General features: G+C 55.0%; 16 protein-coding genes. 10 read left to right on the forward strand and 6 right to left on the reverse strand.

The window, feature by feature from the left end:
* Window positions 1-39: 39 nt before the first annotated feature.
* The 7 genes from ygfZ to ppdK all read left to right on the forward strand — a co-directional run bounded on the left by ygfZ (window position 40) and on the right by ppdK (window position 10,521).
* Window positions 40-1,287 carry a CAF17-like 4Fe-4S cluster assembly/insertion protein YgfZ gene (gene ygfZ, locus F4555_RS00165; RefSeq protein WP_004014000.1) on the forward strand — a complete coding sequence of 416 codons (1,248 nt, stop codon included), beginning with the start codon at window positions 40-42 and terminating at the stop codon, window positions 1,285-1,287.
* Complete coding sequence (locus F4555_RS00170) at window positions 1,284-1,640, forward strand: DUF2516 family protein (protein WP_004015855.1); 357 nt, start codon at window positions 1,284-1,286, stop codon at window positions 1,638-1,640. The genes ygfZ and F4555_RS00170 overlap by 4 nt, the downstream gene beginning before the upstream one ends.
* Window positions 1,641-1,700: 60 nt before the next feature.
* Entirely contained in the window at window positions 1,701-2,186 is a 486-nt protein-coding gene (gene dtd / locus F4555_RS00175) for a D-aminoacyl-tRNA deacylase (protein WP_004013265.1), read from the forward strand.
* 81 nt (window positions 2,187-2,267) lie between these two features.
* Window positions 2,268-5,015, forward strand: a complete 2,748-nt coding sequence (locus F4555_RS00180; RefSeq protein ID WP_004013263.1) for an ATP-dependent Clp protease ATP-binding subunit — start codon at window positions 2,268-2,270, stop codon at window positions 5,013-5,015.
* Between the two features lie 161 nt (window positions 5,016-5,176).
* Complete coding sequence (locus F4555_RS00185; protein ID WP_004013262.1) at window positions 5,177-5,671, forward strand: RNA polymerase sigma factor; 495 nt, start codon at window positions 5,177-5,179, stop codon at window positions 5,669-5,671.
* Window positions 5,672-5,775: 104 nt separating this feature from the next.
* Entirely contained in the window at window positions 5,776-7,605 is a 1,830-nt protein-coding gene (locus F4555_RS00190) for a hypothetical protein (RefSeq protein WP_115325616.1), read from the forward strand.
* 174 nt (window positions 7,606-7,779) lie between these two features.
* Window positions 7,780-10,521, forward strand: a complete 2,742-nt coding sequence (ppdK, locus tag F4555_RS00195) for a pyruvate, phosphate dikinase (RefSeq protein ID WP_004013260.1) — start codon at window positions 7,780-7,782, stop codon at window positions 10,519-10,521.
* 325 nt (window positions 10,522-10,846) lie between these two features.
* Here the strand turns inward: ppdK and F4555_RS00200 are convergent, their stop codons facing one another.
* Window positions 10,847-12,346, reverse strand: coding sequence for an alpha/beta hydrolase (locus F4555_RS00200; protein ID WP_004014003.1), 1,500 nt, complete (start codon window positions 12,344-12,346; stop codon window positions 10,847-10,849).
* A gap of 740 nt (window positions 12,347-13,086) precedes the next feature.
* On the opposite strand from F4555_RS00200, the gene F4555_RS00210 reads away from it, so the two are divergent.
* Window positions 13,087-13,461, forward strand: a complete 375-nt coding sequence (locus tag F4555_RS00210; protein WP_004013257.1) for a hypothetical protein — start codon at window positions 13,087-13,089, stop codon at window positions 13,459-13,461.
* A 175-nt stretch (window positions 13,462-13,636) separates the two neighbouring features.
* On the opposite strand, the gene dhaM is transcribed toward F4555_RS00210, so the two are convergent.
* From dhaM to F4555_RS00235, 5 genes are all read right to left on the reverse strand, one after another.
* Window positions 13,637-14,566, reverse strand: a complete 930-nt coding sequence (dhaM, locus tag F4555_RS00215; protein WP_115325615.1) for a dihydroxyacetone kinase phosphoryl donor subunit DhaM — start codon at window positions 14,564-14,566, stop codon at window positions 13,637-13,639.
* Window positions 14,567-14,654: 88 nt separating this feature from the next.
* Window positions 14,655-15,278, reverse strand: coding sequence for a dihydroxyacetone kinase subunit DhaL (gene dhaL / locus F4555_RS00220; RefSeq protein WP_004013255.1), 624 nt, complete (start codon window positions 15,276-15,278; stop codon window positions 14,655-14,657).
* 4 nt (window positions 15,279-15,282) lie between these two features.
* A complete protein-coding gene (gene dhaK / locus F4555_RS00225) occupies window positions 15,283-16,275 on the reverse strand; it encodes a dihydroxyacetone kinase subunit DhaK (RefSeq protein ID WP_115325614.1) in 993 nt (330 codons plus the stop codon).
* A gap of 263 nt (window positions 16,276-16,538) precedes the next feature.
* A complete protein-coding gene (locus F4555_RS00230) occupies window positions 16,539-17,213 on the reverse strand; it encodes a response regulator transcription factor (protein WP_115325613.1) in 675 nt (224 codons plus the stop codon).
* A 3-nt stretch (window positions 17,214-17,216) separates the two neighbouring features.
* Entirely contained in the window at window positions 17,217-18,305 is a 1,089-nt protein-coding gene (locus F4555_RS00235; RefSeq protein ID WP_260399976.1) for a sensor histidine kinase, read from the reverse strand.
* Window positions 18,306-18,812: 507 nt separating this feature from the next.
* Here F4555_RS00235 and F4555_RS00240 point away from each other — a divergent pair.
* Entirely contained in the window at window positions 18,813-19,943 is a 1,131-nt protein-coding gene (locus F4555_RS00240; protein ID WP_004013251.1) for a cysteine peptidase family C39 domain-containing protein, read from the forward strand.
* Between the two features lie 15 nt (window positions 19,944-19,958).
* On the forward strand, window positions 19,959-21,413 hold the full coding sequence (locus F4555_RS00245; RefSeq protein ID WP_004013250.1) for a selenium-binding protein SBP56-related protein: 1,455 nt from the start codon (window positions 19,959-19,961) through the stop codon (window positions 21,411-21,413).
* Window positions 21,414-21,495: the final 82 nt, after the last annotated feature.

Genomic DNA, 21,495 nt, shown 5'->3' on the forward strand with positions numbered 1-21,495 from the left:
CAGAAACGGGAAAACTCTAGGAAACAAAAGGGAGAACAGGTGGAAATTTATCCGCAAGTAAACCGTGACTGGCCAGGGTTACCAGTGTCGGCGGGCTATCGTGGCGGCCATGAGCTCCTGACCGGTTCAGGTTTTGTGCGGGTACCCCTGGGAGTGATACGAGTCAGCGGTGATTCGAGGTTATCCTGGCTGGAAACCGTTACCACCCAGAAGCTGGCTGGGCTCGCCCCAGGGGTTGGTAGCGAAGCCCTGGTTCTAGATGTGCAAGGGCGCATTGAACTGGCTTTTTACCTGGTTGATGACGGCCATAATACCTGGATTTTAACGGAAGTACCCGAGGCTACCCGGGTTTTCCTGGACGCAATGCGGTTCCGAAGCAAGGTGGAAATTACTGATTGTAGCCAAGAATTTGTGGTGCTCGGGTTTCTGGGTTCCTCGCTAGGATTGCGCGACACTGGGGCGGTGGTGTTGGCGGGTTCATTAGGTGCCAGTCTGGGTGAACTCGCGAAGGTGGTGTGGATTGACCCCTGGCCGCGACCCGTAGGAGAGACCACGGTCTATACTCTTCCCGAAGCATCGCATCCCGGGCTGGCACCTCATGAACCCGAAAAAAGAATCCTCGCCGTGATACCCCCGGAAAACATCCCCACCTTCGAAGCTCAGGCTGCGGCAAACCACCTGGTAGAAGCGGATTTAGGGGTATGGGAAGCCGTGAGGATTGCCCGGTGGCGACCCCGACTGGGACGCGAAGGGATGCCTGGAATGCTGCCCCACGAACTCGATTGGCTGCGCAGCGCGGTGTCCTTGAATAAAGGCTGCTATACCGGCCAAGAAACCGTCGCGAAACTGGTGAACCGGGGGAGGCCACCCCGCCGGCTGGTGTTTCTGGATTTAGACGGGACAAGCGAGGAGTTGCCTCGGATAGGAACTGAGTTGCGACTCGCTACGACGGGAGAACCGGTGGGGAATTTGACCTCGGTGGCGTATCACCCCACTGACGGTCAGATTGCTCTGGGCGTGGTGAAACGGCAAACCGACCCCGAGGCGCTGCTGGAATTGATTGGGCCGGAGGGAAATCCCGTGCGCGCGGCGCAAACCATAATCGTGAACCCCAGCGGGGACAACCCGAAACGTTTCGATGCCACCAAGCTTGCCACCGGTCTAGGGATGCGGGCACATCGCGGGGGGAACGGACGGAAACTGGGTGGTTTAGGGAATTTCGGGAAAGGCACTACCCCGCAGGGCAAGCGGGGGATTGGTATCGGAATGAAAGGAAACAAGCAATGATAAGCCTGTTCGGAATCATCAACTATGTGCAAATGTGGCTGGTGTTTGCCTTGGTAGCGGTGGTGATGGTGCTGTCTGGCTATGCCTTGTATCACACGCTGACCACCCCGGAGCAAGCTTTTATTTCGGAAGGGAAACGAACCCGTAACTTTTGGGCCTTGCTGAATGGTTTGGCTGTAGTGATTTCTTTTCTGGCACTCACTCCCGCTGGTCCTGTGGGATTGTTTGGGGCTTTAACAGCGTTGATAATTCCGGGGGTGTACTTAGCCGATGTGCGTCCCGCCGTGACGTATTGGCGGCAAAAACGCCGAGGTGGGAGAGGCACGAATAATCGGCCTCCCACCCCCTGGTAAAGTGGATTGGGCGGGGAATCACTCGTTCGGATTGGGAATTAGTGCAGTACAGGAGGCAAGATGCGAGCGGTGGTGCAACGTGCCCAAGGCGCGAGTTGCAGTGTAGAAGGGAAGGTTTCTGGCAGTTTTGAAGGGCCAGGACTGGTGGTATTGGTGGGCGTCACCCCGACAGATACCCCGAAAGAGGCTCAGACCGTGGCACGTAAAGTAGCTAATTTGCGAATTTTTGATGGTCCGGGAGCCTATGACACGGATGTGGCCGGTTCGGAAAAACTGGCCGAGGCGCGCGGCAAAGAAGTTTCCGCCCTGGATTTGGGGCTGCCAGTACTGGTCGTCAGTCAGTTTACGCTCTACGGAGATGCCCGCAAAGGTAACCGCCCCTCATGGGTTCGTGCCGCTCCAGGGGAAACCGCAGCCCCACTGGTAGAAGAGGTCTGCGTCGCGCTGGAAAGCATGGGGATGCGCGTGGAACGAGGTGTATTCGGGGCGGATATGCAGCTTAGCTTTACCAATGACGGTCCTTTTACCATACTGTTGGAGTTTTAGAGCGCTCCGCCAGTAGTGAACAAGGCCGGCAAAGCACCGCGCGGTGGCTTAGAGTGTAAGTGAGAGAAACGAGGGGAACCAATGTTTGAAAGATTTACGGATCGGGCGCGTCGCGTGGTGGTGTTGGCGCAAGACGAAGCCAGGCGCTTGAACCAAAACTATATTGGCACCGAACATTTACTGTTGGGCTTGATTCATGAGGGTGACGGGATAGCCGCGCGTGCCTTGGAAACCATGGGGATTTCCCTCGAGGCTGTGCGTGCCCAAGTCATTGAGATTATTGGGGAAGGCGAACAACCCACCACCGGGCACATTCCCTTTACTCCGAGGGCACGAAAAGTTTTGGAATACTCGATGCGTGAAGCCTTACAGCTGGGGCACAACTATATTGGCACCGAACATATTCTGCTGGGTTTGCTGCGCGAGGGTGACGGGGTGGCCTCGCAGGTGTTGGTGAACCTGGGGGCGGATTTGAACACCGTGCGCCAAACTGTTATCGAATTGCTCAGTGGATTCCAGGGAGGAAATGCGCCGGGTAGTGACCGTGACGTGGTTGGCGTTGGCGGGGGTCGTGCCGACAACCCCCGGGGCGGCAACTCGGCGCTGCTGGATCAATTTGGGCGCAACTTGACCCAGGCAGCGCAAGAAAACAAACTTGACCCCGTTATTGGGCGCACCAAAGAGATGGAGCGGGTGATGCAGATTCTGTCGCGTCGCACCAAGAACAATCCGGTTTTGGTGGGTGAACCCGGGGTCGGCAAAACCGCTGTAGTTGAAGGTCTGGCTCAAAGCATTGTGCGTGGGGATGTACCCGAAACCCTGAAGGACAAGCAGCTTTATTCTTTGGACATGGGTTCATTAGTCGCGGGTTCGCGGTACCGCGGTGATTTCGAAGAACGGTTGAAAAAAGTTCTGAAAGAAATCCGTACTCGCGGTGACATTATCCTGTTTATTGACGAGATTCACACTTTGGTAGGTGCCGGCGCGGCTGAAGGTGCTATAGATGCGGCGTCCATCTTGAAACCGATACTGGCGCGCGGGGAACTGCAAACCATCGGAGCAACCACCCTGGAAGAATACCGCAAGTACATTGAGAAAGACTCTGCTTTGGAACGGCGCTTTCAGCCTGTTAGAGTCGAGGAACCCAGCGTGGAAGAAACCGTGGCAATCTTGAAGGGGCTGCGCGACCGGTATGAATCCCACCACCGGGTGATGATTACCGACGCGGCAGTTGCTAGTGCCGCGCAGTTGGCCGACCGCTATATTTCCGACCGGTTCTTGCCGGACAAAGCTATCGATCTGATTGACGAGGCGGGGGCACGCCTGCGTATTCAGCGAATGACTGCCCCCCCGGAACTCAAAGAAGTAGACGAGAAAATTGCGAAAACCCGACGTGCGAAAGAGGCTGCTATCGATGCTCAGGACTTCGAGAAAGCCGCGAGCCTGCGCGACGAAGAAAAGAAGCTGGCTTCGGAACGCGCCGAAAAAGAAGAACAGTGGCGTTCGGGTGAAGATAAAACCAAGTTAGTGGTCGATGCGGAGCAGATTGCTGAAGTCTTGGCGATGGCCACCGGAATTCCCGTGTTTAAGCTGACCCAAGCGGAGTCATCGAAGCTGTTGCGCATGGAAGACGAACTGCATAAGCGGATTATTGGTCAAAACGAAGCGGTGAAAGCTGTGTCCCAGTCGATTCGCCGTACTCGTGCCGGTCTGAAAGACCCCAAGCGTCCCGGCGGTTCGTTTATATTCGCAGGCCCCACCGGGGTAGGTAAGACCGAGCTGGCCAAGGCGCTGGCAGAGTTCCTGTTCGGGGACGAAAATGCTTTGATTCAACTCGATATGTCTGAATTCTCCGAGAAGCACACCGCGTCACGTTTGTTTGGCTCCCCGCCTGGGTACGTAGGTTACGATGAAGGCGGGCAGCTGACAGAAAAGGTGCGCCGTAAACCCTTTAGCGTGGTGTTGTTTGACGAAGTAGAAAAGGCTCACCCCGATATTTTCAACTCGCTGCTGCAGGTGTTGGAGGAAGGCCACCTTACCGATTCCCAAGGGCGCTTGGTGGATTTCAAGAACACGATTATCATCATGACCACGAACTTGGGTACCCGCGACATCAACAAGGGGGTGTTGACCGGTTTCCAAGCTAGCGGGGAGCTGGCCACCGACTACCAGCGGATGAAAGGCAAAGTACAAGAAGAACTCAAACAGCATTTCCGCCCCGAATTCTTGAACCGCGTAGATGAAGTCGTAGTGTTCCCGCAGCTGCAAAAGGAGGAAATCCTCAAGATTGTCGATTTGATGATTAAGAAACTCGATGATCGGATGCTGGAACAAGGCATGGCTATCAAACTGACCCCGGAGGCTCGAGCTTTGTTGGCGTACAAGGGATTTGATAAGACTCTGGGGGCGCGCCCCTTGCGTCGGGCAGTGCAACGCGAAATCGAAGACGTGTTGTCCGAAAAAATCCTGTTCAACGAGCTGCACGAAGGACAGACGGTGCTTGCCGATGTGGATCCGAAGTTTATCAAACATGCTTCGGAGGACAAGGTAAACGGTATCGACTGGGAATTCGACGATGCCGCCACCTTCACTTTCACTGGTCAAGACGGCTTGCCCGAAGGGCGTGCCTCGAAGCGTCACCGACTTGAGGATGTAACTGCCGCCACCATTCGGGAAGCTGAACTCGCCGCGCAACAAGCTGAAGACTCTCAAGCGGTGACAGTGGGGAGTCCGGCGAGTCCCCAATCCCAGCCGGAAAACGCTGGGGACACCTCTGAGGACAATAGTGGTAGCGGTGGAATGCCGGGAAGTACTGGTGAACCAAGCTAGGCATCGGACTTGAGTGAACGCAGGCGCTCAATCGTTTGGAGAATCTAGCTCCAAACGATTGAGCAGCTAGGTCATAAAACGGTAAAATACCTAGAAATGTAGGTAGGCTTTGGATTTGAGCCTTTCGACCCCTGGTACCTGTTTACGGAGGATTTCTCTAGATGACCGCCGCGCATGATGAACAGTGGTTCGAGTCGGTATTCTCTGAACATGGTAAGGCCATAGTCAAATTCTTGTACCGGCGTGGTGCTTACGCGGAAGCCGAAGATTTAGCGGCAGAAACTTTTGTGGTGCTGTGGCGCAAAAGAGATGAAGTCCCTGACGGCGCAGAGCTGCCTTGGCTGTACAAGACCGCCGGGTTGACTCTATCCAACTGGTTTAGGAAAAAGAAATCTTTGCCGCTGGGGGATGCTACGGAGAGCCTGGACTCGGTGGATAGCAATGACCCAGCGAGCTTGGTGATGGAAAACCAGGGGATGCGCACCGTGCTGGCAGAACTCTCCGAGCGCGACCGAGAAATCATTCTCGCTGTTGCCTGGGAAGGGCTGACCGGACAAGCCCTGGCGGATTATCTGGGAGTGTCTCGAAACGCCGCTGATGTGGCACTGTCACGGGCGCGGAAACGACTGGAGGAGGCGATAGCACGGAATACTTAATCGCCTGTAAGAAACGCCGTGTTGCTTACAGATACTAATTGCAAGGCTTGAGAAACAGGAGAGCTGGGTACTAGAAGTTTTGAGCATATTACGGCTAGCACCTCATGAATCCGCCAACGCCCAAGCCGAACCGAGAAAACCTAGAGATAGCAAGAAAGGACAGGGACGTGGAACACCGCGAGAGCCACACCGAGGGACTTCATGCCCTAAGTGAGCTTGACCCTGCCCAGAATCTCGAAATTGATATAACGGCTTTGCGCGCGAAGATAGCTGCGAAAATGTCAGCACAAGGTTTAGAATTTACGCCAGCAGCGAACGCGGGGGTAGTTGAAGCTGAAACTGTTGCCTCCGATAATGTGGTGGCGCTACATCCGCGCGCCGGTGCCTCGAAACACTCGTGGTGGTGGGGGTTAAGTGCTGCAGCCACCGTTGCCGCAGTGGGATTAACCGGCTGGGCAACACTCGGTCAAGGGGACACCACAGTTTCACACCCCGAGGATTCCGGACGACCAACCTACCAAAGTTCACCTCGCTTGGAAGCAGCGAAACTGCGTCCCGCGATTCCGGGAGCGGCCGAACGACTTTCCGAAGTCGGTGAAGTCGACTTTGTAGCGGCCGAAGATTTCTCGACCGCCACGACCAAGGCTCCGGTCTACCGGTTGAGCCAAGGCGCGGAGGTTTCCTCTGGGAAAATCCAGAAAGTAGCTGATTCTCTGGGAATTAAAGGTGCGGTTAAAAAGAACGAATCCGGATTCATCGTGAAAGACACCAGCGGAGCCGTTCTGACCGTGACCGTGGGTGAGTTAACCTCGTTAGACTTCAGTAATCCCGCCGCTTTGCGGATGGAGTGCGTGCCGGTAACCCCCGGGGATGGAAATGTGGAACTGGGCAGGCGCAACGAAAGTCCGAAACCCAGCTCTTCAACACAACCATCCGGGAATTCCGGGGGAAATACGTCGCCATCGAATCGCCCGACCAACCCGAAAATACCTCCCAAGGGGGAACCGGTGCCACGCCCGGAACTGCCGGAAGTAAAACCGACTCCGAAGCAACCGCAGGTGACGCCAACAGAAACCCCCACCGAGGCCGTGCCCCCGGCAGTGCGTCCCGGTATGGCGAATCCTAACAGTACTGTCACTCACGGGACTTCCACTAATCCGGATAAACCGGGGAAAGAAACCGAGGCTCCTGGCGTGGCTTCTGGCGAGACCCAGGTTTACAACTATTACCCGGGTATAGCCCCGAGAGATGAAGCCGTTGAGATTGGTGAACTGCGGGTTTTGACCCGCCGGAATTCGGACACAGAACCGCCGAGCGAGCCAGCACCTCATGAAACCGCAGAAAACCTTACCACTCCAGACCAGACCGATATAGCGGAATCACAGGTGACCCAGTCGCCCTCTCCGAGTCCCGCCAACTGCGTGATGAAAGTGGCCGGGGAAGCCCCCTCCGCGCAACAGGCTATGGAAGAAGTTAACAAGGTGGCCAAATCCTTAGGCGCTACCGTGGTGAGCACTCAGGTCGGGGCAGTCCAAAAAGACGGCCTGACCACTGTTGATGTGCCCGTTAAAATGCCGGGACAAACCCAGACTCAAACCTGGAGAGCCGTGGTTTCCTCCAAAGGACTGGCCTCGATTCGAGCCAATCTTGGTAGAGAAACCAAAGTAGGGGACTATCAGGTTATCTCTGAAAAACAAGCAGTGGAACGACTAAACGACCCGAAATTCGGTCCGATAGACGTATTCGACCCGCTGGGTAAAGCCCCAGCAAAAATTGTCGGCAAAATCGAATTGGTGGAAGCAAAGCTAGCTAATGCGCCTGTAAAGCAAAAAGACGGCAGTATCGTCTCCATGCCGGTTTATCACCTGGTTGACACTCAGGGGCGAGTGTGGACAGTGCTGGCCGTAACGAGTGTCGGAAAGCAAACACAGTAGGCAATCCGAGTCGGGCATAGAGGGGCTAACGGGATTCGTTAGAGCCAGACAGAACCACAAAGTAAAGATTGCGTAAAGAGCTTTTTGTATCGTATAGGCGAGAGCGCCAAAAATTGTTAGGATGGGAGCGGCGCGTTTGGCGCACAAAACACGACGATAATGGAGGCTTAATTTATGCCTAAATATGTTTACCGATTCGAGGAAGGCAATAAAGATCAGAAAGATCTTTTGGGTGGCAAGGGCGCAAACCTGGCCGAAATGAACAACCTGGGATTGCCAGTTCCTCCCGGATTCACCATCACCACTGATGCTTGCCGGGCATATTTGCGCGACGGTACGGTTCCCGAAGAGATGACCGTCCAAGTCACCAAGGCTTTACGGGAAGTTGAAGCAAATGTGGGACGGAGGCTGGGAGCCCCCGAGGATCCGCTGTTGGTTTCGGTACGTTCCGGGGCGAAATTCTCGATGCCTGGCATGATGGAAACCGTTTTGAATGTGGGATTGAACGATAAATCCGTGCTGGGATTGGCCGCTAAGTCCGGCAATGAACGCTTTGCTTGGGATTCGTACCGCCGTTTGATTCAAATGTTTGGTAAAACCGTGCAAGACATCGATGGGGATTTATTCTCGGACGCGCTCGACTCGATGAAGCATCAGCGCGGCACCAAGGCTGATACCGATTTGACCACTGAGGACTTGAAAGAACTGACCGAACAATTCAAAGCCATTGTCCAACGAGAAACCGGCACACCCTTCCCACAAGAGCCGCGCGTCCAGCTGGATATGGCCATCGAGGCCGTATTCCGCTCTTGGAATTCGGAACGCGCCCGGATTTACCGCCGGCGTGAACGCATCCCCCACGAACTGGGCACTGCCGTCAACATTGTGACCATGGTGTTTGGCAATATGGGTGAAGACTCCGGTACCGGGGTGTGCTTTACCCGCGACCCCTCCTCGGGACGCCCCGGGGTTTACGGCGACATCCTAATGAATGCCCAAGGCGAAGACGTGGTGGCGGGTATCCGCAACACTGAAGCCCTGACAGACCTGGAGAAACACGACAAAAAATCCTATGACGAACTACTCGGCATTATGCGTCGCCTGGAAACCCACTACCAGGACATGTGTGATATCGAATTCACTATCGAGCGTGGCAAACTGTGGATGCTGCAAGTCCGGGTTGGCAAACGCACCGCAGGGGCGGCTTTCCGTATCGCCTCGCAGCTGGTTGATGAAGGCCTGATTACCACCGATGAAGCTTTGACCCGTGTCACCGGCGAACAGTTACAAAACCTGATGTTCCCCATGTTCGATGCTTCGGCCAAACCGGCGGTATTCACCAAGGGCATGGCGGCTTCGCCCGGCGCTGCCTTTGGCAAAATTGTCTTCGATAATGACGCGGCCGAAGCCTCGGAAAAAGCTGGGGTTCCCTGTATTTTGGTGCGCCGGGAAACCAATCCCGATGACCTACGCGGCATGGTGGCAGCTAATGGCGTGTTGACCTCTCGGGGCGGGAAAACCTCGCACGCAGCAGTGGTGGCGCGTGGCATGGGCAAAACCGCTGTGGTAGGTGCGGAAAACATTGCCGTGGACGCGGTGGAGAAGACCGCAACCGTGGGCGACAAGGTACTGCGTGAAGGCGACGAGATTTCCATCGACGGTTCTACCGGGGAAGTATTCCTCGGTAAAGTCCCAGTGATGGATTCCCCGGTTACCACCTATCTGTCCCACGGCCTAGAGGCCGCCTTGAAAATGGCAGCCGACGAGGATGACATCGACTTGATTAAAGCCGTAGATCGCGCCATGACCCACGCTGATCGGGTACGTAAACTGTTAGTGCGCACTAATGCTGACAACCCTCAAGACACCCGACGGGCGTTATCTTTCGGCGCGGAAGGCATTGGGCTGTGCCGCACCGAGCACATGTTCCTCGGCGATCGCCGCCCCTTGGTGGAACGACTAATCCTCTCGCCGGAAGGCTCGACGGAGCGCCAGGCAGCCTTGGACGCTTTGGAGCCCCTGCAGAAGGGTGACTTTAAAGAAATGCTGCAAATCATGGACGGCAAACACATGACGGTGCGTTTGATTGACCCGCCGCTGCACGAATTCCTGCCGGATTTGTTGGGTCTGGAAGTAAAGGAAGCCGTGGCACGTGCCCAAGGCCAGGAACTGCCCGAGGCCGATACGAAGATGCTGCAAGCGGTGCGCCGCATGCACGAAGCCAACCCGATGTTGGGCTTGCGCGGGGTACGTTTGGGCATCTACCTGCCGGGTCTGTTCCAGATGCAGATGCGCGCCCTGGTACAAGCGGCCTGCGAGCTGAAGAAGGAAGGCAAGAATCCGCATCCCGAGATTATGGTGCCGCTGATTGGTTCCACCCGCGAGCTCCAGATTGTGCGTGATGAGGCCGAAGAAGTCATCAAGTCGGTGCAGGCCGAATACGGAGTGCAATTCGAGGTTCCGGTCGGCTGCATGATTGAGCTGCCGCGCGCCGCGATGACCGCCGAAACCATAGCGAAAGAAGCCGATTTCTTTAGCTTTGGTACCAACGACCTGACCCAAACCACCTGGGGGTTCAGCCGTGATGACGTGGAAGGCGTGTTCTTCCCCCAGTATGTCGAGGCCGGAATCTTTGGAGTATCCCCCTTTGAATCCATCGACGTGCACGGGGTCGGCCGAGTTATCGCCGAAGGCGTGGCGCGGGGTCGCTCCACGAAGCCGGATCTGTCCATGGGTATCTGTGGGGAGCACGGCGGCGATCCGCTCTCGATTCAGTTCTTCCACCGGGTAGGCGTGAACTATGTGTCCTGCTCGCCTTTCCGGGTGCCGGTGGCTCGCCTCGAGGCAGGTCGCGCGGCGGTGGCCGAAAAAGCCGGGGGTGATTCCTCGACGGATGATTTCTTGAAGTCGGTTTAATCGGTTTCATGAGGAGTTAATTGGTTTCCCCGCGGGCGGTGCCCGCGGGGAAACCAATTCTAAGCGAAGTGCCTAAGCCCCAGTAGCATGCCTTTTCCTTGTAGGCACAGCGCGCAAGCTTTCTTGCCGAAAAAGAGCCGATAAACTAAGTGGCACAAAAAGTTTAGAATTGCGCAGACAGAACCGGTGAGATGCCGACAATTTTGGCTGGCACCTCATGAAGCCGAAAGGAAACCCGAAATCCGCCGGGAGCGACGGTCGCGGCGCAGCTACCCAGTCAAGCACCCCGACTGGTACCCGAAACGCCACCCTTTGACGGGAAACCTCAGTCGAGGATACCGGAGGCGGCCAACCAATCCGAGATTCCCGCAAAGAACTGTGCCCGTTCCAGCGGCTGGGACAAAGTCAAGTCGTGGTAACCCGACAGCAACCGGAACGTGAGATTATCCCCGAACAATTCCCGGGCGCGTTGCCCAATCAGCTCCCCGTTCAAAACCGTGTCGGTGTGGCGTGCCGCCTCGGTCCAACCCACCAAAGCTGAGGCGTACGGCTGGCCGGAATCCACGCCGGGGACAGAACGCGCAGTGCGGAAGGGGTCTTGAAGCCAAGCGGCGTTATCCTGCCAGAAACGCCGCCACGGAGAGTCACCATGCTGGGTGCGTCGTAAATCACGACGCTGCTTCATGATAGCATCCACTCGCGTGACTTCGGCCTGGTAGCGGGAATCCAAGCGGTGATTCCCGCTGAGACACAACACCGGTTTATCCGGGAACGTAGCCTCGGTGACAAGCCAGCGATGGGCTTGGAACACCGCCGAAATCCAGCCCGTCACCATCGGGGCACCCGTCAAAATCCGCCACTTGGGGTTGATTATCCACCCCGCCACGCTCGGATCATTTTGGAAAGGCACCAAGCGACGCGGCAGCGGCGAGCCGATAGCCCGGTAGCCCACCAAGGAATCCGAATAAACCATGTCGGGGCCTTGGGGCAAAGCAAAGCGTTTCGCCCGCCCATAATCCGCGAAAAGCCGCCGTAACTGCTCGCCGGCTGGGACACCACTGACATCGTGAACCAGCCACGGCGAGTTGAAAATAAGGCCATCGAAATCATTGTGGTGGCGCGCCGCCCAACCCGAAACCACCAGCCCACCCATAGAATGTCCCATGACCAGCAGCGGCAAACCGGGATGCTCCTCGCGGGCATGAGCCACCGCCCAATTTAGCTCCGGGTCGTAATTCGTGAAATCTTCGGTGTAACCATTCCACGGCTTGCCCTGCCACTGGGGCGTGTTACGCCCATAACGGTGCAGGTCAAGCGCGTAAAACGCCCCACCCAGGTGGTTGAACATCCGCGCCAGGTGCGATTGGTAGAAGTAATCATTCCAACCGTGGACATAAACCAGCACAAATTTCGGGTCGCTGGACGCCAGCTGCCATTTGGTGGCGGTGTGCAAATCCCGGCCGTCCAGTTCCCGGCTCAGGTATTCGCGGAGACATGCTGGGTCTTGCTGCTGGGCTTGCGTCAGGGGCTTGGCCAAGGGTGGCGGTAGCTCGCCCTTGCGAGTGCTGGACTCGTGATAGCAAGTGCCGGGTTCCCCGGGCTGTTGGGGGGAAGCCTCCGGTGGCAGGACTGTAAAAGAATCAGTGTTTGGGGCGCCCCCCACCACGAGATTGTCTGGCACGACCCGGTCTGGTAGTGCGGCCTTGGGGTCTTTGGCTGGCAGATATCGGGTCAGGGTGATACTACGCGCGGAAAACTGGTCTGGTTCCAAGTCTAGGCGGGCGGCCTCGAACCCAGCACCGAGAAAGTCAGGATGATATTGCACGCCCCTGATTTTACCGAATCCAGGGTGTGTTTTGGGGGAATAGCGGCTTTAAGATTCCCAAGGGGCGTGCCAGACGGGGGTGGCGGGGGGCGGATTGGGTTTGAGCCCGGCGCATCTGGGACAGGGGAGGATACGTGTGGGCGGACGCGGGTATCTCTCCGTGTTCTTCGTCGGAACTTCGAAGTACACTCGTTTACATGCAGATATGGCGCATAATCTCTCTTATTGAAAATGACCTGACAAAATAAATACCAATAAAGCGAGGTCAGCCTTATTTCAACCTCAACATGCATAAAATACACATCAAAGTGTTGACAGTCACAACACCGTATGGTACATTTTATCCAACTTGTAGGCGGTCTTGCGTCGCGGGTGTCCAAGTCCCCTAACGATAACAACACGGAGGATAATTGGAATGATTTCGCTGAAGAAAACCGCTTTTGTGTCAACGTTGGTTCTGAGTCTTTGCTTTAGCCAAACATGTCCCATAAGTGCTCAAGCCTCCCCGCAGCTGCTATCAAAGTACAGTTCTAGTCAAGTTACCTCGAAAATTAATAATGCCGAGATAAGCAAACTGTTAGCTGTAGTTAAGCTGATAACAATGTCCATGGGAGAAGTGGCATATGCTGCCGCTGGCGGGAGCGGTGTGGTGATTGTGGCCGAATTTCTGCCTTCTTTCGGACCCAATGGCGGATACACGTATACGGTAAAGCCCCAATGAGAGAAAGGGTGTGAATGGCATGAGTAAGAAAAAAGATATTCTACAGCCTGGGGATCGGGAATTTCTGGATGGGTCTGCAGCAGGGTTTATAACTATCGTATCATTTGCTTTGCTGGTTTTGGCCTGTGCCCACGCGGATTTGGCGGGTCGTATTTTCGCGATTGTTGCAGGGTTCTTTATGTTCTTGGCTTATCTTTATACTGCTTGGCGAAAACAAGCCCTGTTGTTGCACCTTTCCCGAATTTCTTGGGGATTGTTCTTAGGTGTGATTGTAGTATGGGGCACAAGCCCTGCAACTATTACCTACGTTTATTATGCGGTTGGTTTTCTGATTATTTCCGTGGCGCTGGGAATAGCATATTTGATTTCAGCAAAGAAAATACAATCCTTATGAAGAATTCAGTATGAATTTCGAGGTGGTGCGGATTTTCCCCAGGTTTTAACCACGCCTAGCTCCCGACCTTGAAGTTCCTGGTCGAGATATTCGCGTCGGCAGGGCACCGGACTCTGGCAATACCCTGGAGGCAGCGCGGGTCGATGGTCTTTGACCTTGGGTTTTGTCGCTGATTTTATTGTTTTAGGGCTGTGGGGGTTTCCCAAGGGGCGTGCCAGACGGGGCGTGGCGGGGTTGGAGTTTTTGTTCCTGGCTTTGAGTCGGGTTCTGCGGCCGGGACAGCCGCCGGGGTCGTGTCCGGGGTGGAATTAGAGGTGGTGTCTGGGAGGGGGATTTTGCCGCGTTCCTCGCCAAAACCGCTGGCGATTAGCTTGGTTATGGCTGTCACGGCCGCCTCGGCTTGTTCCCCGTAGCCCAAAACCTGGACATTATCCCCGCAAGCCACCGCGAGAGTGGCGATACTGATGGGACTCTTAGCGTTGGCACGGCGCCCGGATTTATCCAGCATGACTTCACCAGGGAAAGTTTGCGCCAGGGAAGCCACAGCCGCAGCGGGGCGGGCGTGCAGCCCGTCCCGGTTCACCACTTGGACAAGCTGTTGGGCGTCAGGTGGGGTTTCATGAGGGGCTTCCGAATCGCTGGCGCCTAATGACGCCGCGCCTGGCAACGCTCCCGCAACCGGTGGCTCCGCTACCCCCAAGTGTTCCAACTTTGGAGCCAAGCTGTTTACCGCCTCGGACTCTATCGTGTCGAGGTCTGACCCGAGAGCCGCCCGAACCACGGCGGCAGTCAGCCCCTCGACAAAAGGCGCTGGCAACACGCGCACCTCGATTTCTTCTCCCATGTCCGCTAGCATTTCCAGAGCCATATCCGTGGAGGTCAACGCGGAACCCAAGTCGGTAAACACCGCGACCCCATCGCCTTGGTTAGCAGACATTATGGCCTCCATCACCGCCACCGCGTCTGTACCGAAACCACCATCATCCGTGCCAGCGGCGATTTCTAGCGGCGGTTTATCCCCGTGCACCATAATGAGAGCCAGCTCCACGGCGGCCTCGGCCAAGGCGCGGGAATGCGAGACAACCACCAGACCGACCTGAGTCATTATTCCTCCTTGCTAACAGTTATGATTTGGCGCTAAATACCGGGGTGCCCACCGGAACCACCAGCGGACACCCCGAAACGGTTCTGGTTTAGCTTACGACTTTCGCAAGCGTCTCGAAGAGATACGCGCTGGAAGTAGCCCCCGGATCTTGGTGTCCCACCGAGCGTTCACCCAGATAGGACGCACGCCCTTTACGTGCCAGCAGTGGCGTGGTGGCCTCGGCACCAGCGCGGGCGGCTTTTCCGGCAGCGGTGGCGGCCGCCGTCAACCCTGTGGCCGCCGCCGCATCGAAAGCCTCCAGGGCAGGGGTCATAGCATCGACCATGGTTTTGTCCTGTAGCTCGGCCTTGCCGCGATCCAACACCCCTTGCAATCCGGCGTGCAACACGCGCGACAAACCGGCAGCGTCCAGGCTTCCCGCATCCCCAGTTTCCTTGGCAGCCCGCATAAAGAATGTGCCATAGAGCGGACCAGCTGTGCCGCCGACCTTGGAAACCAAAGCCAGGCCGACCTTTTTGAATAAAGTAGCCAAATCTGGCTGGTCGAGATTCGCGGGTTCCACCGCCGCGTTCATGCCGCGTGCCATATTGGTGCCGTGATCCGCGTCCCCAATAGCCGAGTCCAACTCGGTGAGATATTCCTTGTTTTCTTCTAACACCTGGGCATAGGCCTGCATCCAGGCTTTCGCGGTGTCTATAGAGAAGCTACTCATGAACTTACATCCCCCAACGCAACCCGGCGGTGTCCACCGGAGCATCAAACAGTTCCAACAACTCCGTATCTGCCGACAGCAAAGTTACCGAGCAGCCCGCCATGTCCAGGCTGGTTATATAGTTACCCACCAACACGCGTGCCACTTCGATACCCTTCGTGTCCAACAGGGCTTTGACCTCGGCGTACATCAAATATAATTCTGACAGGGGCGTGCCGCCCATGCCGTTCATCAACACAATCACCGGGTCGTCGCTGAAATCGTAGTCCTCAAGAATCGGCTCTACCAGGCGTCGGGCAATCGACTTGGCATCCTCCAGCTTGACGCGTTCGCGTCCCGGCTCGCCGTGAATCCCGATGCCGATTTCCATCTCGTCAGCGGGCAGGTCAAAGGTCGGATGCCCCACAGCGGGAACCGTGCAACTGGTCAACGCCATACCCATGGAACGACCCCGGTCACAGACTTTCTGTGCCACCGCCAGGCAACCATCCAGGTCACGACCCGCTTCGGCGGCCGCGCCCACGATTTTTTCAACCAACACCGTCAGGCCAACTCCGCGCCTCCCGGCCGTGTAAAGCGAGTCTTGCACCGCCACATCATCGGCGACCACAATGGACTTCACCTTGATGTCCTCGGCGTCGGCCATTTCGGCAGCCATATCGAAGTTCATCACATCGCCGGTATAGTTCTTGACAATATGCAACACACCCGCGCCTTGGTCGGCCTTTTGGGTGGCCAGCAGGACTTGCTCCGGGGTGGGGGAAGTGAATACCTCGCCGGCTGCGGCCGCGTCCAACATACCGTGTCCGACATAGCCCCCGTGCAGCGGCTCATGACCCGAACCGCCGCCGGACACCAGGCCGACCTTGCCGGACTTCATCGCCTTGCGATAGATGACCTTCAAGTCTGCGTCCACTTCAACACGCGGGTCGGCTGCGGCTACCCCACGTAAAGTATCCGTGATGACGTCTTCAACACCGTTGATTAGTTTCTTCATTTGTCCCCCTTATTTAGAGTATCTTCGTTGATTCCTCTCCGGAACGGAGAGTGGGTCTTGCCCCTTCTTTAGATTAGCGGCAAAACGGGATTTTGTCTTGGGGTTTTGGTCTGCGGGAATTTTTTTGGGGGTGCTGGTGGCTGGGGCGTACCGGAATCGGGAGAATTTGCTTAAAAGCTCGGTTTTTGGGCGTATTTTGTGCATTTTGTCCCGACTCCGGTACATCGGCCGGTGCGGCGGGGGTTTCTGGGGTTCATGAGGTGCTAGTCGTCATACGGGATGTTGAATCCAGTGCGGGCGGCGGTGATGGCCAGTTGCCCGCGGCTTTTGCATCCAGTGTGGGCAAGTATTTCAGAGACATAGGAACGGACGGTGGTGGGGGACATGTGTAGTTCTTGGGCGATTTCTTTGTTGGTTTTGGCGTCGAGTAGCTGGGTGAATACCGATTTAAAGCGTCCAGGCAGGGTGTCCACCGCGTCGATGAAGTCTTGATATTGGGTTTGGGTCAGGGATTTTTCGGTGTAAGACTGGGTGAGGATATCCGTGGGTCGCGAGTCATAGACGGTCTGTCCGGACAGAGCCTTTTTGATATATTCAGCCACCTCAGCTGGCGTGGTGTTTTTGGTGAGGAAGCCTTGGACTCCCGCTGCGAGGGCTTGGGCCAAGGAATCCTCGTGTTCAAAAGCGGTGAGCATGATGATGGTGGTTTGGGGGTAGCTTTTGCGGATGAGTTTCGCGGCCTCGATGCCATCCAAGATGGGCATGTCTACGTCGATGAGTGCCACGTCGATACTCCGGGTCATCTTGGTGAGGGCTTCGGCTCCGTTGGGGGCGGTGGCTTCGACTTTGATGCCGTCCTGGCTGTCAAGGAGCCTAGCGAAGCTGTCATGGATTATCGGGTCGTCGTCGGCTATGAGTACGCGGATGTCCTCACTCATTAGCTACTCCTTTCCTCCGGTGGGGATTGTAGCCCACAGTATCCAGCGGGCGGGGGTATGACTGTATTCTAGTTCGCCTCCATGAAGGGTAATTTGGTGTTCGAGGTTGGCTAGGCCAAAGCCCCCGGTGGTTCCTATGTTTGCAGGCGAATCACCGATAGTGTTGCTGGTCGTGATGGTGATGGCTCCGTCCGGTTCTCGGGTTACTTCCAGGCTGGCGGTGGTGTCGGTGGGGGCGTATTTTAGGATATTCGTGGCGGCCTCGCGGATGACTAGGCAGGCCAGGAGGGCTTGCTGGCGGGTAACCTGTGGGTCGAGGTTTTCACTCACGTCGTTTTGTAGGGTGATGTTCCTGGTAGAGAGCATTTTGGTTACCAGGGATACGGTTTCGGTGATGTTGGCTCTCCCGGATTCGGTATCGAGTTGCAGAATGGTAGGTTTGATGCGTTTCGAGGTGGCGATAGCCCGCTCGGCTAGCGCAGTAAGCTCGGTCGCGCTAGCTGTGCCTTGTAGGCTTAGCTGTTGGGCATCGATAGCGAGATGCACCAAGTCCTTGGCGATTGTGTCATGCAACTGGGCAGCCAACTGTTTACGTACCAGACTGCTGGCGTGTCGTGCTTCCCGCCTTGCCTGCTCTGCCTCTAGGCGTGCTTGCTCGGCTTGCTTGCGGTTGTGCTCTGCTAGCGTGTTGGCTTTAGCGGTTTTTAGCCGCAAGTAGCGGATGGCTAGGCTCAGGGCAATGGTTATCCCAGAACCGAACAGAGCCCCAATTGCCTGTAGCCCCGGATACGGGGACACTACAACCAGGCTGGCCTCAGTCAATACCAGTAGTAACAACCCCGGTATTATCCAAGACCGCACCAGCCACACCCCGACCAGAACGTATGCCCCGACTACAGGTGAAGTCAAGGACTGCTGTAACCCAATATACGCGCTGGTGAGGAAGATGGTGATGTAAAGCAGCTCAAAAAGAGGGGGATGTATTGCGCACAGTGGAAGCGTCAACGCCAACAAGAACAGAGCCACTAAGAATTTAGAATCCGGCAACCCTTGGCTAGAGACCACCCCAGAACCGAAATCAAACAGTATCATAAAACCAGCTGTAGACAGGTAGAGTAGAGCTAAATTCTTGGTGTCTAAAGAAAAACGTGGGAAGAATCTGTCAGTGAAGCTTAGCATTCACGTAGCCCTTAGCCTGGTTACTTTCCACGGCATTCCGGTAATGTCGGATTGAGTATGCATTGTAGTATCGTAGGTAGGACGGTTGCATGTGTGGGACTACTAGTGAACTGTGGCTTCACTTCAGTCGCACCCGAAAAACAGATGGTCGCTGCCATTAAAATCATGCTGGCAAGGGCTGTAAATCTCATGGTAACTAGTTCTTTCGTCAAAAAATCGAGGGCTTACCTGCATTCTAACGGAGCGAACGGACGCTGGGTACCGTCATGTGTCGGTATAAAAATACCGACACATGACGGTAGCGACGACGGTTGGGGGTGTGATTCACTAAGAGTGTCATCGAAAAATTCGCTGCCGGTGCCAGCCGGCATCACAGTAATCCAGCTCTAGGAAGCTTGGTATGATTCAAGGGAGAATGTTATGCGAAAACAGGTGGGTTTGGCGTGTGCCTACGCGGTTGTAGCTACGCTAGTGATAAGCAGTGCCGGTGTCGTGGCGTATGGCGATTCAAATCAGGATTCCAGTTCTCAGCAGCCTAAAAGCTACAGCATCGCGGGAACTAGGCAAGATAATGTACCTCCGCCACCGGCTCCCGATGCAAGTGCGACAGAGCTGTACCGCTACTATGTTGATGAGTTAGAAGAAATGGCTAAGATGTCGCCGCAATTTAACAACTTGCCACAGGCGGCAGAACTTCGAGAAGCTCGTTCAGTAATGGACAGCAAAGCAACTCTTACCGAAACGGAAGCGCAAGCTGAGCTGGATAGGTTAAAGCCACAAATGCTGCGGGAATGGCGAGAAATGATAGCCGAGAACAAAGCGCGTGATGCGAAAATAAGAGCCTCTTTAACGAATCAACCATGCGACCCTGATATCAACGGGATTCAGAATTGTCCTTGGGAAGGAGAGTTATTTTTCGATGATAATCCCAGTATGCTCTCTTTGATTGGCTATCACAACGGACTTACCAGAACAAAAATCCTAGAATCCACTAGAGTATCCAACCCTGGTGTGATAACTACAGCTATTTCTGATTTCCAAGAACAACAGCGTGACTGGTGGTGCGGGCCAGCGTCTACGAGAAATCTAGTCCACGGTTTTACAAAAGGAAGTTGGAACATCCCGCAGTCTGGATTAGCATCTAAATGGGGAATAACGCATGGAGGTAGCACTTACCTTTATCAAGTTATTGACTATCTTAATGAAGTGCAATTTAATGGATATGGGCATTGGACTTATAAAACACCATCAAGCGTGTCTGACTTGATAAGTACTATTCACACCGCGATTAACCAACATTGGGGCAAAGCCGTGATCCTTGACGGTGTCCCTACAAGGAAGCTCTCTTATTGGAGAGGTAGTAGCGGGTCCAGGGGACATTATGATGTGGGAATCGGTGTTAACTACAACAATAACAAGATTCTGGTCGGGGAGGTCTATGGTAAACAGAATGTGGATAATCCTGAAGGACCATTTCACTGGGAACCTGCTGGGAACGTGTACAAGATGGTCACAAGTAATCCAGGGTATGTTGTATATTCCACGAAGTAGAGATGGGGCTGGGAGATGAGTTTACGGAAGCAGATTTCGGCGTTGGTTCTGGTGGTAGGTGCGGCCTTAGCGGGGTGTGTTCCCGTTAACTCGGTCGAGTCGGCTTCAGGAAAGGGGCAGGCGGGCGACTCAAAGCAGGCTTCCAAGATAGCGGAGCCAGATGAGGATGTGGCGCGTGATGCGTCCCAGCCGCTTTCCGAACGCTTCGAAACTGAGTGGTTCGACAAGAAGCTCTCCCAGCCACGTTTCTTTTCTCGTCACTTGGTAGAAAAACATCGCCATGATGTGCCTTCGTTACGAGTAAAACAGCATATCCAGATGACGCTTCCCACTTACCGGGCGGAGGCTTTGCTAGCGACTTCGGCTGGGATTTATCTGGCAACGTGTCTGCAGGATTGTCACCCGTATTCTGCCGGTGCGAATGAGCCGCTGCCTACTGATTTGGTTTTGGTGGAACCGGAGCGTGACCAGATTCGGAAAATTGTGGATACCGGTGACGCTGCCTGGAGTATCATTCATATTTTTCCGTACGGTGCTAAGGGCATTGGCTGGGCGGAAGCCATGAATGTAGAGCGTGGGAATGGTGATGACAGCATGTGGACACCGTGGCGTATCAAAGCCTGCCAGGATATAAACAATTGCAGGCCTCAAATTCTCTATGAGGAAAATAGTGGCCAAACCGCATTAGAATGCAATCCCCATTCGGTTCACGGTAGACAGCTTTTATGTTGGTATTCCGTTAATACCGATAAGGAAGGATACCCAGAGGGGACGTTTTCGCTGTTGCATCTGGATATGAGCCAGAATCCGGTAAAGAGTGAGACCCTGATTACGGATTCTCCGAGTGCATACGATTTTGTGTGGCAAAAATCCGGCGACATGGTGTTTGTCGGACAATGGGGGTGTAAAGAATTTGCTTGCAAAGGAGACACTCCCAAAACCATACGGAATCATGCTGTAGAGTTTCGGCAAACTAGTTTCACTGATTTTCCCAAAAATAAGGTCATCAAAGCTCTAGACCATTCCATTACGCCGACGATAGCGTTTATCTACGGTAACGGCAAGTATGTAACTTGGGGAGAAGGGAATCCTAATCCCTTCCTGATTGGGTACTCGGCGGTACGAAAATATCTGGACCTGGAAACAGGTGGATCGATTCGCGTATTGGGTGAGGACTCCACCCTGGTTTTTGCGGACGCCTCAGAAAAATATCTCGTCTTCTTCTCCAGCCCGGCCTCGAAACTGTATCTAGTCAATCCCCGAGACAATACCGCAATTGTGCTACAGGATGATGGCGACCCTAAGGCTGAGGATGCCGCTAGCTTAGCTAATGGACAATTCGCAATCTCAGGGGATTACGTTGCCTGGATAAATAATAAATTCGCCACCCGAAGTGTTAGTCTGCGCGATGCTATGGAAAATTACCAGGCGGTTCTACACGTCGCCAAAATAGCACCAGCATCCTCATGAAAAAGCGGGCTTAGCCGTAGATATGCGGATATATTCTGTATACTACGGGACACTTCTGTAGGATGTGATACGCTGAAATCAT

The organism is Mobiluncus mulieris (assembly GCF_014204735.1).
GTDB lineage: Bacteria > Actinomycetota > Actinomycetes > Actinomycetales > Actinomycetaceae > Mobiluncus > Mobiluncus mulieris.

What these genes read in the sequence shown, in the direction of transcription:
- dhaK (WP_115325614.1), bottom strand. Translation starts at nt 16,275, where the DNA reads ATGAAGAAACTAATCAACGGTGTTGAAGACGTCATCACGGATACTTTA.
- F4555_RS00210 (WP_004013257.1), top strand. Translation starts at nt 13,087, where the DNA reads ATGAGTAAGAAAAAAGATATTCTACAGCCTGGGGATCGGGAATTTCTG.
- F4555_RS00230 (WP_115325613.1), bottom strand. Translation starts at nt 17,213, where the DNA reads ATGAGTGAGGACATCCGCGTACTCATAGCCGACGACGACCCGATAATC.
- F4555_RS00180 (WP_004013263.1), top strand. Translation starts at nt 2,268, where the DNA reads ATGTTTGAAAGATTTACGGATCGGGCGCGTCGCGTGGTGGTGTTGGCG.
- F4555_RS00170 (WP_004015855.1), top strand. Translation starts at nt 1,284, where the DNA reads ATGATAAGCCTGTTCGGAATCATCAACTATGTGCAAATGTGGCTGGTG.
- dhaM (WP_115325615.1), bottom strand. Translation starts at nt 14,566, where the DNA reads ATGACTCAGGTCGGTCTGGTGGTTGTCTCGCATTCCCGCGCCTTGGCC.
- F4555_RS00190 (WP_115325616.1), top strand. Translation starts at nt 5,776, where the DNA reads ATGAATCCGCCAACGCCCAAGCCGAACCGAGAAAACCTAGAGATAGCA.
- F4555_RS00240 (WP_004013251.1), top strand. Translation starts at nt 18,813, where the DNA reads ATGCGAAAACAGGTGGGTTTGGCGTGTGCCTACGCGGTTGTAGCTACG.
- dhaL (WP_004013255.1), bottom strand. Translation starts at nt 15,278, where the DNA reads ATGAGTAGCTTCTCTATAGACACCGCGAAAGCCTGGATGCAGGCCTAT.
- F4555_RS00235 (WP_260399976.1), bottom strand. Translation starts at nt 18,305, where the DNA reads ATGATACTGTTTGATTTCGGTTCTGGGGTGGTCTCTAGCCAAGGGTTG.
- F4555_RS00185 (WP_004013262.1), top strand. Translation starts at nt 5,177, where the DNA reads ATGACCGCCGCGCATGATGAACAGTGGTTCGAGTCGGTATTCTCTGAA.
- ppdK (WP_004013260.1), top strand. Translation starts at nt 7,780, where the DNA reads ATGCCTAAATATGTTTACCGATTCGAGGAAGGCAATAAAGATCAGAAA.
- F4555_RS00245 (WP_004013250.1), top strand. Translation starts at nt 19,959, where the DNA reads ATGAGTTTACGGAAGCAGATTTCGGCGTTGGTTCTGGTGGTAGGTGCG.
- dtd (WP_004013265.1), top strand. Translation starts at nt 1,701, where the DNA reads ATGCGAGCGGTGGTGCAACGTGCCCAAGGCGCGAGTTGCAGTGTAGAA.